The organism is Herbiconiux liangxiaofengii, assembly GCF_041927335.1.
Taxonomy (GTDB): Bacteria; Actinomycetota; Actinomycetes; order Actinomycetales; family Microbacteriaceae; genus Herbiconiux; species Herbiconiux liangxiaofengii.
This window is the reverse complement of sequence record NZ_JBHFHD010000004.1, coordinates 1-14,343: the sequence shown is the minus strand read 5'-3', so window position 1 is coordinate 14,343 and position 14,343 is coordinate 1. Positions and strand designations below refer to the sequence as shown.

Annotated in this window: 15 protein-coding genes; 12 read left to right on the top strand and 3 right to left on the bottom strand. The window is 70.8% G+C overall.

Features of this window, described 5'->3' with window-relative positions; translation table 11 throughout:
* The first annotated feature begins 37 nt into the window (after window positions 1-37).
* The 6 genes from ACEXOR_RS01870 to ACEXOR_RS01845 all read left to right on the top strand — a co-directional run bounded on the left by ACEXOR_RS01870 (window position 38) and on the right by ACEXOR_RS01845 (window position 7,287).
* Window positions 38-1,135 carry a substrate-binding domain-containing protein gene (locus ACEXOR_RS01870; RefSeq protein WP_374847698.1) on the top strand — a complete coding sequence of 366 codons (1,098 nt, stop codon included), beginning with the start codon at window positions 38-40 and terminating at the stop codon, window positions 1,133-1,135.
* Window positions 1,132-2,697, top strand: coding sequence for a sugar ABC transporter ATP-binding protein (locus ACEXOR_RS01865; RefSeq protein ID WP_374847697.1), 1,566 nt, complete (start codon window positions 1,132-1,134; stop codon window positions 2,695-2,697). The genes ACEXOR_RS01870 and ACEXOR_RS01865 overlap by 4 nt, the downstream gene beginning before the upstream one ends.
* The gene (locus ACEXOR_RS01860) at window positions 2,690-3,721 is read left to right on the top strand and encodes an ABC transporter permease (RefSeq protein WP_374847696.1); all 1,032 of its coding nucleotides are present in this window, start codon (window positions 2,690-2,692) and stop codon (window positions 3,719-3,721) included. Before ACEXOR_RS01865 ends, ACEXOR_RS01860 begins: the two co-directional genes overlap by 8 nt.
* A gap of 49 nt (window positions 3,722-3,770) precedes the next feature.
* Complete coding sequence (gene mtnK / locus ACEXOR_RS01855) at window positions 3,771-4,982, top strand: S-methyl-5-thioribose kinase (protein WP_374847695.1); 1,212 nt, start codon at window positions 3,771-3,773, stop codon at window positions 4,980-4,982.
* Between the two features lie 69 nt (window positions 4,983-5,051).
* Window positions 5,052-5,984 (top strand): aminotransferase class IV, encoded by a 933-nt coding sequence (locus ACEXOR_RS01850; protein ID WP_374847694.1) that lies wholly within the window; start codon window positions 5,052-5,054, stop codon window positions 5,982-5,984.
* 52 nt (window positions 5,985-6,036) lie between these two features.
* A complete protein-coding gene (locus tag ACEXOR_RS01845) occupies window positions 6,037-7,287 on the top strand; it encodes a low temperature requirement protein A (protein ID WP_374847693.1) in 1,251 nt (416 codons plus the stop codon).
* 24 nt (window positions 7,288-7,311) lie between these two features.
* On the opposite strand, the gene ACEXOR_RS01840 is transcribed toward ACEXOR_RS01845, so the two are convergent.
* Window positions 7,312-7,590: a GlsB/YeaQ/YmgE family stress response membrane protein gene (locus ACEXOR_RS01840; protein WP_374847692.1), complete on the bottom strand. Its 279-nt coding sequence runs from the start codon at window positions 7,588-7,590 to the stop codon at window positions 7,312-7,314.
* A 145-nt stretch (window positions 7,591-7,735) separates the two neighbouring features.
* Between ACEXOR_RS01840 and ACEXOR_RS01835 the strand changes: the two genes are divergently transcribed.
* The 4 genes from ACEXOR_RS01835 to ACEXOR_RS01820 all read left to right on the top strand — a co-directional run bounded on the left by ACEXOR_RS01835 (window position 7,736) and on the right by ACEXOR_RS01820 (window position 10,387).
* Window positions 7,736-8,407 (top strand): response regulator transcription factor, encoded by a 672-nt coding sequence (locus tag ACEXOR_RS01835; RefSeq protein WP_374847691.1) that lies wholly within the window; start codon window positions 7,736-7,738, stop codon window positions 8,405-8,407.
* A gap of 132 nt (window positions 8,408-8,539) precedes the next feature.
* Window positions 8,540-8,875, top strand: a complete 336-nt coding sequence (locus ACEXOR_RS01830; protein WP_374847690.1) for a DUF7882 family protein — start codon at window positions 8,540-8,542, stop codon at window positions 8,873-8,875.
* A 138-nt stretch (window positions 8,876-9,013) separates the two neighbouring features.
* A complete protein-coding gene (locus ACEXOR_RS01825) occupies window positions 9,014-9,826 on the top strand; it encodes a sulfite exporter TauE/SafE family protein (protein ID WP_374847689.1) in 813 nt (270 codons plus the stop codon).
* Between the two features lie 57 nt (window positions 9,827-9,883).
* The gene (locus tag ACEXOR_RS01820) at window positions 9,884-10,387 is read left to right on the top strand and encodes a MarR family winged helix-turn-helix transcriptional regulator (RefSeq protein WP_374847688.1); all 504 of its coding nucleotides are present in this window, start codon (window positions 9,884-9,886) and stop codon (window positions 10,385-10,387) included.
* A 47-nt stretch (window positions 10,388-10,434) separates the two neighbouring features.
* Here the strand turns inward: ACEXOR_RS01820 and ACEXOR_RS01815 are convergent, their stop codons facing one another.
* Both ACEXOR_RS01815 and ACEXOR_RS01810 read right to left on the bottom strand, forming a co-directional pair.
* Window positions 10,435-11,388: an NmrA/HSCARG family protein gene (locus ACEXOR_RS01815; protein WP_374847687.1), complete on the bottom strand. Its 954-nt coding sequence runs from the start codon at window positions 11,386-11,388 to the stop codon at window positions 10,435-10,437.
* 40 nt (window positions 11,389-11,428) lie between these two features.
* Window positions 11,429-12,421, bottom strand: coding sequence for a quinone oxidoreductase family protein (locus ACEXOR_RS01810; protein ID WP_374847686.1), 993 nt, complete (start codon window positions 12,419-12,421; stop codon window positions 11,429-11,431).
* Between the two features lie 217 nt (window positions 12,422-12,638).
* On the opposite strand from ACEXOR_RS01810, the gene ACEXOR_RS01805 reads away from it, so the two are divergent.
* Together ACEXOR_RS01805 and ACEXOR_RS01800 are read left to right on the top strand one after the other, a co-directional pair.
* The gene (locus ACEXOR_RS01805) at window positions 12,639-13,661 is read left to right on the top strand and encodes an alpha/beta hydrolase (protein ID WP_374847685.1); all 1,023 of its coding nucleotides are present in this window, start codon (window positions 12,639-12,641) and stop codon (window positions 13,659-13,661) included.
* A 229-nt stretch (window positions 13,662-13,890) separates the two neighbouring features.
* A complete protein-coding gene (locus ACEXOR_RS01800) occupies window positions 13,891-14,262 on the top strand; it encodes a hypothetical protein (protein WP_374847684.1) in 372 nt (123 codons plus the stop codon).
* The last annotated feature ends 81 nt before the right edge of the window (window positions 14,263-14,343 follow it).

The window sequence follows — 14,343 nt, the reverse complement described above, 5'->3', positions numbered from 1 at the left end:
TCGTCGTCCCGACCTCCTCGTCCCGAAGGATCCATTCATGGCAATCACCCGCAGAGTCGCCGCCGCGACCGCCCTGGCCGCCGCCGGCCTGCTCGCCCTCTCCGCCTGCGCCCAGTCGAGCTCGTCGTCCACCGACGACACGGCCGCGACCGCCCCGCCCACCGCGTCGGCCGCGCTGCCCGCCCCGTTCGACGGCGACCCGGTCACCGTCGCCCTCGTGCGCCAGAGCGGCGCCGGCGACTTCTTCGAGGCCTGGGGTGCGGGAGCCGCCGCCCAGGCGGCCTTCGCCAACATCGATCTGCAGGTGACGGATGCGCGCAACGACAACGCGAAGCAGGCCAGCGACCTCGAGCAGGCCATCGCCTCCAAGCCCGACGCCATCATCGTCGACCACGGCCAGACCGACACCATCCAGCCCCTCGTCACCGAGGCTGTGGCGGCGGGCATCCCCGTGATCGTCTACGACCTCGCGCTCACCGACACCACGGGCGTCATCACCACCAGCCAGTCCGACGCCTCGATGGCCGAGGGAGTGTTGAAGCAGCTCGTCGCCGACGTGGGCCAGGGCGCCAAGGTGGGCTACGTCTCGGCCACCGGCTTCGCACCGCTCGACCGCCGCGCCGCGGTGTGGGACAAGGTGGTCGCCGACAACGACCTCGACGTGGTGTTCTCCACCGGCAAGGTCACCGAGTCCACCGCCACCGACAACATCCCGCTCGTCGACGCCGCGCTCAAGCAGAACCCCGACGTGCAGGCGATCTTCGCCCCGTACGACGAGATCACGAAGGGCGCCGTGCAGGCCGTCATCCAGAACAACCTGCAGTCGAAGGTCAAGGTCTACGGCATCGACATCTCCAACGCCGACCTCGAGGTCATCACCGCCGACGGCAGCCCCTGGGTGGCCACCTCGGCCACCGACCCCGCCGCCGTGGGCGCCGGAGTCGTGCGCGCCCTGGCCCTCAGCCTCGCCGGCCAGCTCGACGAGACCGACGTGCAGTTCCCGGCCATCACCGTCACCCAGCAGTTCCTGGCCGACAACTCCGTCACGAACGTGAAGGAGCTGCGCGCGGCCGAGCCGTCGCTCGCGCTCGACGACGTCGTGGTGGCGGATTGGCTCCCCGCGGTCTCCGAATGACGCCCTCCGTTCCGGCACCCGTCGAGGGGCACGACGTCACGGTCGTGTCCCTCACGGGCGTCTCGGTCGCCTACGGCTCGAACGTGGTGCTGCAGGGGGTCGACCTCGACTTCCGGGCCGGTGAGATCACGGCGCTCCTCGGTGCCAACGGCGCCGGCAAGTCCACCCTCATCAAGGCGCTCTCGGGCGCGAACTCGCGGTACGGGGGCCGCATCGCCATCGGCGGTGAGACGGTTCACCTCTCCTCCCCCACCCAGGCCAGACAGCTCGGCATCTCGACGGTGCACCAGAAGGTGGCCGACGGCATCGTGCCGGGCCTCACCGTGGCCGAGAACCTCACCCTCGACGACCTGGCGCAGGCCTCGCGGAGCCCCCTGCGGGTGAAGCGGCGGGCTCTGCCCGACGCGCGAGCGGCACTGGCCACGCTCGGCCTCGACTGGTCCGACGCGCTGCTCGAGACCGATGCGGAGCGCCTCGCCATCTCCGACGCGCAGTTGCTGGTGCTGGCACGCGCGCTCCGCAGCACACCCCGGCTGCTCATCCTCGACGAGCCCACCTCGGCCCTCACGGCGGCCGAGGCCGAGCGGCTGTTCGGGGTGCTGCGCACCCTGCGGGCGCAGGGCCTGTCGATCGTGTACGTGTCGCACCGCTTCGGCGAGATCGAGGCTCTCGCCGACCGCGTAGTGGTGCTGCGCGACGGCATCGTGCAGTCGGTCTCCGAGCGGCCCTTCGCCTGGCACGACATCCTGCACGACATGCTCGGCCGCCAGACCTCGCTCGACCATGAACGCGGCGACGCGGCACGGGGCACGGATGCGGTGGCCCGCCTCGAGCAGGTCGTCGTGCTGCCGGAGGCCCCCGCCATCGACCTCGAGATCCGCCGCGGCGAGGTGCTCGGCGTGCTGGGGCTGATCGGCGCCGGCAAGACCGAGATCGCCGAGCTGCTCGGCGGGCTGGCGACGCCGCTGGCCGGGTCGCTCACGCTCGACGGCGCCCCGTACGCCCCCCGGCGGCCGGGTGACGCCATCCGGGCCGGCGTGGTGCTGGTACCGGAAGACCGGCAGAAGCAGGGCATCCTGCCCGGCTGGTCGGTGCTGCAGAACATCACGCTCCCCTTCCTGGCGGCCTCGAGCACGGGCGGGCTGCTGCGGCGCCGGTCCGAACGCGAGCGCGCTCGCACGGTGATCGACACGCTCTCCGTGGTCACGTCGGGGCCGGATGCCCTGATCGACGACCTCTCCGGCGGCAACCAGCAGAAGGTCGTGGTGGGCCGGTGGCTCTCGGCGGCGCCGAAGCTGGCGCTGCTGGACGAGCCGTTCCGCGGCGTCGACATCGCCGCCCGGCGCGAGATCGGCGCGCGGCTCGCCGCGCTGGCGGCCGACGGTGCCGCCGCCGTGGTGTTCTCCAGCGACGTCGACGAGATCCTCGAGGTGGCCGACCGCATCGTGGTGCTGGTGGCCGGGCGCATCGAGCTCGACCGCTACGCCGACGAGGTCGACCGCTCGAGTGTGATCGGCGCCTTCCTCGGCCAGACCCGAACTGAGAGGTACTCGATTGACTAGAACCACCTCCCCCGCCGAACGCGTCTCGGCCGTGGTCGTCAAGTGGGGCTTCGTGGCGGTGACCGCCCTGCTCATCCTGTTCTTCGTGATCACGGAGCCCAACTTCCGCACCGTCGACAACGTGTTCGGCATGCTGAAGTTCATCGCGCCCACCGCCATCGCGGGGCTCGGCGTGATGCTCGCCATGACCGTCGGCGGCATCGACCTCTCCGTGGGTGCGTCGGCCGGCTTCGCCGTGTCGATCGCCGCCTGGACGATGGTGATCGCCAACCAGGTGGGCGGCGTCGCCGTGTCGGTGGTGCTGGTGTGCGGGCTGCTGATCGGGGCGCTGAACGCGTTCCTGATCGTGGTGGCGCGCATCCCGGATCTGCTGGCCACACTCACCACGATGTTCGTGATCGTGGGCCTCAAGCTCATCATCGTCGACGGCAAGTCGATCTCGTCGCAGATGACGCTGTCCAACGGCACCACGGCGCCCGGCAAGTTCACGGCCGACTTCCTGTGGCTCGACCGCGGGTCGATCGGGCCGGTGCCCATCCCGGTGATCATCTTCGTGGTCATCACCGCGCTGCTGTGGTTCCTGCTCGAGCGCACGCGCTGGGGCCGGGCGCTGTTCGCCGTGGGAACGAACGCCGAGGCGGCGCGGCTCTCGGGCATCCGGGTGCAGTGGTACCGCACCGCCGCCTACATGGGCTGCGGGCTTCTGGCCTCGGTGGCCGGGCTGCTGCTCGCCGCGCGCATCGGCCAGGGCGACGTCACCGCGGGCAACTCGCTGCTTCTGGACGCCGTGGCCGTGGCGCTGGTGGGCGTGAGCGTGCTGGGCGTCGGCCGGCCGAACGCCTGGGGCACCGCGCTCGGTGCCGTGCTGATCGCCGTGATGGTGACCGGCTTCACCATGCTCGGGCTGCCCTACTACGCTCAGGACTTCGGCAAGGGCATCGTGCTGCTGGTGGCGCTGCTGTTCAGCTTCACGTTCTCACGCCGGCGCACGGTGGTGACGGCGGGGTCGACCACCTCGTCGTAGCCCGCACCGACTCGCTCCACGCGCCTCGCCCGTCTCCCGGAGGTTCTCGATGACCGACTTCTCCCAACTCCACCCCGGCTCCGTCGCCGCCTACCTCGCGAGCCGTCCCGCCCTCGCGGCCGTGATCGACGCCGACCGCATCTCGTCGGTGCGCGAGGTGGGCGACGGTAACCTCAACCTCGTGTTCATCGTCGAAGACACCGGCGGCGCATCCGTCGTTCTGAAGCAGTCGTTGCCGCACGTGCGCACCGACCCGTCGTGGCCCATGACCAGGGAGCGCTCGGCGCGCGAGGCCGTGGTGCTCGAACACCACGTGAAGGCCGACGCCGCCCATGTTCCGGCGCTCTACGACTTCGACCCCGAGCACTACGTGCTGGCCATCGAGAACCTCTCCGACCACCGGGTCTGGCGCGCCGAGCTCAACGAGGGCCGCGTGCACGAGTACGCGGCCGACGAGCTCGGCGCCTTCATCGCCCGCACCGCGTTCGCCACCTCACCCCTCGGCCTCGACCCGCTCGAGCACAAACGGCTGGTGGCCCGCGCGGTGAACCCCGAGCTCGCGCAGATCACCGAAGACCTCGTGTTCACCGAGCCGTACGTCGAACACGAGCACAACTCCGTGCTGCCCGGCAACGAACCGGATGTCGCCGCGCTGCGTGCCGACCCGGCCCTCGTGCGCGAGCTGGGCCTCGCGAAGTGGCGGTTCATGACCACGGCGCAGTCGCTCATCCATGGCGACCTGCACACGGGGTCGGTGTTCGTGCGCGCCGCGACCGCCGACGCCCCGGCGTCGGTGCGCGCCTTCGACAGCGAGTTCGGCTTCGTCGGCCCCACCGGGTTCGACCTCGGAGCCCTCTGGGGCAACTTCGTCTTGGCGGCGGCGCGGGCCGAGGCGCTCGGCGATCCCGATCGGGCCGAGCTCGTGCTCTCGCTTCCGGGGCGACTGTGGGCGGCGTTCGACCGCGAGTACCGCGCGCTCTGGCCCTCACGCCTCGACCCGCGGGTGTGGGGCGACGCCGTGCTCGAGCAGCTGCTCGCCGGCATCCGTGACGACGCGGCGGTTTTCGCAGCGGCGAAGGCCATCCGGCGCATCGTGGGCTTCGCGAAGGCGAGCGACATCGAGACGCTGCCGCCCGAGCTCCGCGAGCGCGCGGCGCGGGGCGTGCTGCGTGCCGGGCGCTCGCTGGCGCTCACCCGCCACGGCATCCCCGACGTCGACGCCCTCGCCGCCGAGTCGCTCGCGGCCCTCCGCACCCCCTGACCCGCTGGCGTGGGAGAGACTGGAGGGGGCGGCGTACGGATGCGGCCCGCCACTTCGAGGAGCAGCGACTTGACCGGCACCAGCACCACCGCCACCAGCGAGACCCCGTCACCCCGGAACGACGAGGTCGTCGTGTTCCTCCCCGGCCCCGGCGTCGGCCGCCCCATGGTGGCCCTGCCGCGTGCGGAGGCGACGGTGAGCGTCGCCGACCTCGCCGTCACCAGGGGCGACGGCATCTTCGAGTCGATCGGCGTGGTCGACGGCCGGTTCATCGAGCTGCCCCGCCACCTCGCGCGGCTGACCCACTCGGCCGGGCTGCTCGACCTCCCCGCGCCCGACGTCGACGCTTTCGAGGCCGCGGCCCGGCTCGCGGTCGAGGCGCATCCGCCCGCACCTGAGCTGCTCGTGAAGCTCTTCCACAGCCGCGGTGTCGAGGAGGCCACAGGGGTCGAGGGGCCGACCGGCTGGGTGCAGGTGCTCCCGGGCGCCGACCACAGCGCGGCTCGCCGCACCGGCATCCGGGTGGTGACACTCGACCGCGGCTACCGGCACGACATCGCGCAGACCGCACCGTGGCTGCTGCAGGGCGCGAAGACGCTCTCGTACGCCCTGAACAAGGCGGCACTGCGCGAGGCCGCCCGGCGCGGCGCCGACGACGTGATCTTCGTCTCGACCGACGACGTGGTGCTCGAGGGCCCCACGGCGAACGTGCTGGTTCGGCAGGGCGACGTGTTCCGCACGCCGCGCACCGATCTCGGCATCCTGGCAGGCACCACCCAGGCAGCCGTGTTCGAGGCCCTCGAGTCGCTCGGGTTCGCGACCGAGGAGACGGTGCTCTCGCCCGCCGACCTCGTCGGCTCCGACGGCGTGTGGCTGCTCTCCAGCGGCCGCCTGATGGCTCCGGTGCGCACCCTCGACGGCGCGCCCCTCCCCCTCGACCCGGCCCTCACGGCGCAGCTGCTCGCCACCGCCTTCGGCGTGCGACCGCCCACCTCCGCGTGACGGGTCGGCGCCGGGGGCTGACCGCGACGCCCACTTCTGCCAGCATGGGGGCGTGAGCACACCGCGAACCCTCTCGCACCACCTCAAGCGCATGACGGGGCGCGACCCTGGCGAACCGCATCGCGCCGCGACCCCGCTCGAGCTGCTCTTCGACCTCGCCTTCGTGGTGGCGTTCGGGCAGGCCAGCAACGAGTTCGCCCACTACCTCGCCGAGGGGCACATCGGCTCGGCGCTGAGCGCCTTCGGGTTCGTGATGTTCTCGGCCGGCTGGGCCTGGATCAACTTCTCCTGGTTCGCCTCGGCCTACGACACCGACGACTGGTTCTACCGGCTCACCACGCTGGTGCAGATGATCGGCGTCGTGGTGCTGACCCTCGGCATCCCACCGCTGTTCCACTCCATCGACGAGGGCGTCTACCTCGACAACAGCGTGCTGGTGGCCGGCTACGTGGTGATGCGGGTCGCCATGGTAGCGCAATGGATGCGCGTGGCCAGGCAAGACCCGGCCCGGCGCCGCACCGCGCTCACCTACGCCGGCTACATCACCGCCGCGCAGGTGGGCTGGGTGACGCTCGCCATCGCGCACACGACGCTCGAGGCCACCTCGATCATCGCCGTGGTGCTGTTCGCCGTGGAGTTGCTGGGGCCGTGGCTGGCCGAGCGGCGCGTGCGGGAGGGCGGCACCCCGTGGCACGCCCATCACATCGCCGAGCGCTACGGGCTGCTCACCATCATCGCGCTGGGCGAGGGCGTCTTCGGTACCGTCACCGCGGTCTCGGCCGTCATCGAGTTGCAGGGCTGGTCACTCGAGGCGGTGCTGCTCGTGGTGTCGGGCATCGGGTTGACGTTCGGGGTGTGGTGGTCGTACTTCATCACCCCGGCCGGCCGCATCCTCGCCCGCCACCGGAACCGCGGAATGGTCTGGGGGTACGGGCACCTGCTGCTCTTCGCCGCCATCACGGCCACCGGCGCCGGACTGCACGTGGCCGCCTACGCGCTCGAGGGCGAAGCCGAGATCGGCACGGTGGGCGCGGTGCTGACGGTGGCCGTGCCGGTGCTGGTGCTGTGCCTGACGATCTTCGCGCTGTACGACTACCTCCTGCAGTCGATCGACCCGTTCCATTTCGGGCTGATCGCCGGCACCGTGGCCCTCCTGGTGGCCGCGGTGCTGGCAGCCGTGGCCGGTGCGTCGATGGGCACCTGCCTCGTGATCATCACGCTGGCACCGTTCGTGGTGGTGGTGGGGTACGAACTGCTGGGCCACAAGCACGAATCCGTCGCCCTGGCCCGGCAGCTCGCCTGACGACGGATGTCGCCGGAGTCCGGATCAGCGGCGGGCGGTGCTGCGGCCGGCCACGCGGGTCCAGATGAGCAGCACGATGATCGCGCCGATGATCGAGCCGATGATGCCGGCGGGCTGGAAGAAGCCGTCCATCGGGTCGCGCTGGAAGATGAGGAAGCCGAGGAATCCGCCCACGAAGGAGCCGATCACGCCGAGCAGGATGGTCATGGGGATCGAGATGTTCTGACGGCCGGGCACGATGAGGCGGGCGAGCGCGCCCGCGATGAGGCCGATGACGATGAGGCTGATGATGAGTCCGAGCATGATGGTCTTCCTTCGATCGAGCACTTCGAGAAGCGCATGAACCGCCCTCAACCGGGCGACTCGTCTCAACCAATCACCCCGGGAGGTGTTCGGCGACACCCCTAGGGGTGGTCTTGCCGACCGCCGACGGGGGTAGCGTCAGATCATGAGCGAGTCCTCTGCCCCCCGCCCCATCCGCGTGGCGCTCGTCGACGACTACGACGTGGTGCTCACCGGGCTCGCCCATCTGTTCGACCGCTATCGCGACCGCATCCTGATCTGCGAGATCGATGCCAATGCCTCCCTCGACGACGCGGTCGACATCGTGCTCTACGACTCGTTCGCGCAGCCGGAGTCCGACCATCACCAGCTGAAGGCCCTCGTCGACAACCCGCGGGCCACGCGCGTGGTGATGTACACCTGGAACTTCCACCCCGACCTCATGGCCGACGCCCGCCGGCAGGGTGTCGACGGCTACCTCTCGAAGACGTTGCCGGCCCGCGAGCTGGTGGCGGCCCTGGAGTCGGTGCACGCGGGCGAGCGGGTGGAGAGCCCGCCGCCGAAGCGGGCCGCCGGGGCCCCGGGCCTCGACTGGCCGGGGCGGCAGGAGGGCTTCACCGAGCGGGAGTCCGAGATCCTCGCCCTGATCACGCAGGGCAAGAGCAACGCCGAGGTGGCGGCGCTGACGTACCTGAGTGCGAACACGATCAAGTCGTACATCCGCGCCATCTACCGCCGCATCGGTGCCGGCAGCCGCACGCAGGCCGTGCTCTGGGGAGTGGAGCACGGCTTCTCGCCCGACCATCACCGGATCGACCACTGGCTGGGCGGCCCCTGAGGTGCGCCCGCGCCGCTCGCTGCCGACTGGACTTCGTCTGAATAGTCTGTGAGAGCTTGCTGAGAATTGATCCCCGTGCGAGGTTGGAAGCAAGGCCTGCCCACTCGGCCGGCCGCGACAGGAGGCCCCCCGGTGGGCAAACTCACTTACGATTCCTCGCTCACGGTCGATTTCGAAGACCGGATCCTGGCGCATCTGCACCTGGTCATCGGCGCCAAGCTGCGCCGCAGCGAATCGTTCTTCTTCTCCTGGAAAGACGACGTGAAGAGCGGCAGCGGCCGCAGCACCATCTGGATCCACCCCAGCACCTCGCTGGCCTTCAAGTTCTACGGCGGCCGGCCGCCGGCCATCAACCGCGCCTGGGTCGAAGCTCTCATGCTCAGTGCCAACACCCCCAGCGGCCTGCAGCTCGTCAGCGAGCCGGACGACGTGGTGGCAGCGGCGACGGCGGGCGCGCCTGCCGTCTGACCCCGCCCGGGATACCGTAGAAGGTCAGTCCAGCTACCGGGAGGTCCCGTCATGAAGGTGTTCCGGATCGGCGCCGGCGGTGGCATGAACCGGTGAGAGGGCCAACGGCACGGCCGCCGAGACCGGAGATCGGCTGACATGGAGGGCGCTCTGTTCGGCGACCTCACCGCCACCGTCGCTATCCTGGTGCTGCTCGCCGCCTTCGCCGCGGGCTGGATCGACGCGGTGGTGGGCGGCGGCGGCCTGCTGCAGCTGCCGGCCCTGCTGCTCATCCCGGGCATCACGCCCGTGCAGGCCTTGGCCACGAACAAGCTCGCCTCGCTGTTCGGCACCACCACGAGCGCCATCACCTGGTACCGTCGCGCCCACCCCGACCTGCGCACCGCCCTGCCCATGGCCGGCGTCGCGCTGGTGGGCAGCTACTCGGGCGCGACGCTCGCCTCGTTGCTGCCCGCCTCGGTGTTCAAGCCCATCATCGTGGTGGCGCTCGTGGTGGTGGCGGTCGTCACCATCGCCCGGCCCGCACTCGGCAGCCACAGCCGGCTCCGGCATGCCGGGCGCGCGCACCACGTCATCGCCGCCCTGCTCGGGCTGGTGATCGGCTTCTACGACGGGCTCATCGGCCCCGGCACCGGAACGTTCCTGATCATCGCCCTGATCACCGCCCTCGGCTACGACTTCGTGCTGGCCAGCGCCAAGGCGAAGATCGTGAACGTGGCCACGAACGTGGGGGCGCTGGCGTTCTTCATCCCGCACGGTCAGCTGCTCTGGGGGCTCGCCGTGGCCATGGGATTCGCGAACATGGCGGGCGGCTACCTCGGATCACGGATGGCGGTCGCCCGCGGCAACCGCTTCATCCGGGTCGCGTTCCTGGTGGTGGTGGCGGTGCTGGTGCTGAAGCTCGGATACGACGTGTGGACCGAGAATCTCGTGCCCCTTCTCGCGCCCTGACCCGCCGACGGATGCGCCCGTGCCATCATTGATTGACACATCAAGCGAGGAGCCTTCATGAGCAGCGAAGCGGATGAGCCCCGTGGCCGACGGTCACCGACGGCCGACGAGCTGCGCGCGTGGCGTGTGTTCATCGAGACCTCGGAGCAGCTGAAGGGCGTGGTGACCGCCCAGCTTCACACCGCGGCCGAGCTGTCGACCGGCGACTACGCCGTGATGCTGGCGCTGTTCGAGCATCCCCAGCGCTGCATGCGGTCGTCCCAGCTCGCCGACCACATCAGCTGGGAGCGCAGCCGCCTTTCGCACCACATCGGGCGCATGGAGCGTCGCGGGCTGGTGACGCGGGAGACGGCCGAGGGCGACAGCCGGGGCGCGGTGGTGACGCTCACGGCCGAGGGGGCGCGCCTGTTCCGGCGCGCCTCCCCCTCGCACATGCACATCATCTACAGCGCCTTCGTGGCCGCCCTCAGCCCCGGTCAGCTCGCAGCGGTGGAGGATGCGATGCTCACCCTGCAGGCGCACCTCGGGCACACCGACGGCGACGGGGCCGACGCCTGCTGAGCGCCGGCGTCGACCACCGAACGTTCACCGCTGACCGCTGACCGCGATCAGATCGCGGCGCGGAAGGCCTCGGCGTTCTCCTCGGCCCACATGCGGAAGCTCTTCAGCTGCGGGTTCAGCCACCGCAGGCCCTCCAGGTCGCGGGCGCCCGTGAACTCGGCGTCGAAGTCGCCGTAGTACTGGAACATGTTGGCCACCTCGTCGCCGCCGGGAACCCCGAAGGTGCGGAACACGTCATAGGGCACCGACACGAAGCGCACCGGCTCGCCGATCACGTCGCCGATCACGTCGGCGTACTGGGCCCCGGTGAGGTGGTCGCCGGCGAGCCCCACCGTCTGACCGATGTACTCCTCGCCCGCCGCCAGGATGGCCGCCGCCGTGCGGCCGATGTCGGCGACGTCGACGCCCGAGAGCAGCTTGCCGTCCTCGAAGGGCAGCGTGAGCTCGAGCACGCCGTCCTCGCCCCGTTTGGGAGCCATGCTCTGCACGAAGCCCTGGTAGAAGAACGTCGTGTTGAGGAACGTGGTGGGCACCCCGGCGGCCACGAACAGGGCGTTGCCCTCACCCTTGGCATCGAAGTGGGGCACGTTGTAGCGCTCCTGCAACACCGGCATGCGTGCGTCGTCGATCGGCAGCAGGTCGCGGGTGTCTTCCAGCGTCGACCACACCACGTGCTTCAGCCCGGCGGCCTTGGCCGACCGCGCGAGCACCCCGATCTCGGCGAGCTCCCGCTCGGCCGAGGCGTGAGCCCAGAAGTTGGTGACGAAGAAGGCGCCGTAGGCACCGTCCAGACCGGCGAGCACCGACCCCTCGTCGTCGAAATCGGCTCGCACCACCTCGGCGCCGAGGTCGGCGAGCGCGGTGGCCGATGGTGAGGAGGGGTCGCGGGTGAGGGCGCGGATGGCGAAGCGCTTCGCCGGGTCGCCGAGAAGCGCGCGAACGACTCCTCCGCCCTGCGATCCGGTGGCTCCGGCTACGGCGATGATCTTCTGGTCTGTCATGAGATGCCTTTCAGGCGTTCGGGGGGCGGGTTGAGGACGACTACGGGTGGAGGATGAGCTTGCCGACCGACTGGCCCGACTCCAGGCGCCGGTGCGCCTCGGCCGCGTCGGCCAGCGGGTGCGCCTCGACCGCGGGCGGGGTGAGCTCACCGGCGGCGGCGCGCCCGATCAGCTGCTGAAGCGCCGCGATGGCCACCGGCATCCGGTACTGGAAGTACGCGCCCACGTTGAAGCCGACGAGCGTCTGCCCGGGCGCCGGGTCGTACACGAGCGCCTCGAGTGCGCGCCCGTCGAGGTGGCTGTCGTCGCCGGCGGCGGCGCCGTAGACCACGAGCCGTCCGAACGGGGCGAGGATCTTCAGGGTCTCGGTGACGTGGGCCGGGCTGATCATCTCGAGCGCGACGTCGACCCCACTGCCGCCGGTGAGCTCGAGCACCTCGTCGACCCAGCCGGCCCGGGTGTAGTCGACCACGTTGTCGGCACCGTAGCCGAGCGCGATCCCGCGCTTGGCCGGCGTGCTCGCGCCGCCGATCACGGTGGCGCCGTTCAGCTTCGCCACCTGGATGGCGTAGTTGGCCAGTCCGCCGCTCGCGGCGGGCACGAAGACGGTCTCACCCGCCTGCACCGAGCCGGCCGACTCGATCATGAGTGACGCGGTGAGGCCGACCAGGGTGAGGCCGGCCGCCGCATCCGAGCTCAAGGAATCGGGCACGGGAACAGCGCTCTGGGCGTCCATCAGCACGAGCTCGGCGTAGCCCGACCCGGTCATGCCGAACACCCGGGTGCCGACGGCCGGCTCGGTGACGCCGGCGCCGAGAGCGACGACCTCACCGGCCACCTCGCCCCCCGGGATGAACGGCAGCGGAGTCGGCTGGGGAAAAGCGCCTCCGCGGCGCCGGGTGACGTCGGAGAAGTTGACCGCGGCCGACGCCACCCGCACGAGCACCTGGCCCTCAACCGGCACGGGGTCGGGGAGCTCCACCAGCTGCAGAACCTCGGGGCCGCCTACTTCGCTGAACTGCATGGCCTTCATGTCGTCATCCTCCGTCGGGATTGTGGTTGATGTATCAACCATCGCACATGACGATTGACACGTCAACCAGACTCGCGACCGCCACCCCCCGGAACTCGACGCCGTCGCTGTTCCGGCCCGGATGCCGATGTCGGTCGCGGCGTCGGTCGCGCGCAGGGCAGAATTGGCCGCACGACGTCGCCAGCGCTCCGCCACGCAGGAAGCACGAGGACCACCGTTGACCAGCCCTCCCGAACGCCGCCGGCACCTGAGCCGCCGGGCGAAGCTCATCGTGGCCGCGGTCGTGGTGCTCGTGCTGGCCGCGCCCTTCATCGTGAACGCGATCACGCCCTGGCCTCTCGCCCTCGGGCTGCGTGCGATCGTCGAGATGAACGACGACACCGTCACGGAGGGGCCGTTAGCCCCGCAGATGGCGGCGGTGCCCGAACCCGAGCAGGTCTCGGTGCCGGTCGACGGGTTGCCGGATGCGCGGCTCACCGTCTACGGGGCCAGCGACGACGCGGGTGGCCCTGGCAAGCCGGTGGTGCTGCTCATCCACGGCGGCGGCTGGATCCTCGGCACGGCCTCACAGATCGCGGACTACGCGAAGCTCCTCGCCTCGGCGGGCTACGTCGTGGCGAACCTCGACTACTCGGTGGCGCCCGAGCACGAGTATCCGGTGCCGGTGCTGCAGTCGGTCGCCGCGCTCGACTACCTCAGCGCCTCGAGCTCGCGCTACGGCGGCGACCCGACTCGGTTGTTCGTCGCCGGCAACTCCGCGGGGGCCCAGCTCGCCGCCCAAGTGGGAGCTCTCGTCACGAACCCGGCGCTGCGGGAGCAGATGGGTGTCGCCGTCACGACACCGGCGGATGATCTCCGCGGCGTCATCCTGTACTCCGGGCCCTACGACTTCGACACCGTGGGCCGCACCGGGTTCCCCGCCTTCGACACCTTCGCCTGGAGCTATCTCGGCCGGAAGGACTGGGCCTCCGACCCGCGGCTCGACCAGCTGTCGACCACCCGCACCGCCACCGCCGACTACCCTCCCACCTACCTCACCTCGGGCGACGCCGACCCGCTCGAGCCGCAGACCTACGAGCTCGATGCCGTGCTGCGGGCTCGGGGAGTCGACGTGACGAGCCGGTACTGGACCGGCACCGGCAGCGACCTGCCGCACGACTACGTCTTCGACCTCTCCACCGAGGGAGCTCGGACCGCCTTCGCCGACACCGTCGCGTTCGTCGACCGGCACGCGCGGTAGACGCGAGCGGCCGGGCAGCGCTTCGCACCCCGGGCCCGCCGCCCCGACCCGCAGCCGCTACGCGGGCCGCCCCGTGGTCTCGGCGTCCGCCGTCAGCGAAATCACGCATCGGTGCTTGCTAAACGTTATTCGGCGATATATCTTTGAGCTATCGCCGAACATCTCGACGATGAACCATCCGGCGGATCGTCGGTCGTGGTTCACCTCTTCACCGTAAGGACCACACCCCATGAACACCACACACACCACCCCCGACCAGTCCGACCGCGCCGAGTTCGGCCCGCACCCCTCCTACGGCCCCGGCGCCGACCACCACCCCGGCTTCCGCGGGGGTCGCGGCTTCGGCGGCCCCGGCTTCGGCCACGGCTTCGCCGGCCCCGGTTTCCGCCCCGGCAAGGCGGGCTTCGGCCCCCGAGGCGGGTTCGGCCTGTTCGCACCCCGCCCCCCGAAGAAGAGCGAGGTCAAGCTGGCCAAGCGCGGCATCCGCGTGATGCAGGCCCTGGCCGCCTACCGCGACGTCGCCACCAAGGAGCAGCGGGCCGAAGCGACCACGCTGCTCGAGAACACCGCGGCCGAGCTGCGCCGCATCCTCACCAAGTAGCGCGCTCGTCGAACACACGCAGGGCCGTGGGCCGGGGCAGGGATTCTGGGCACGGGCCCGCGTCGTGGGGAGAGAAACTCA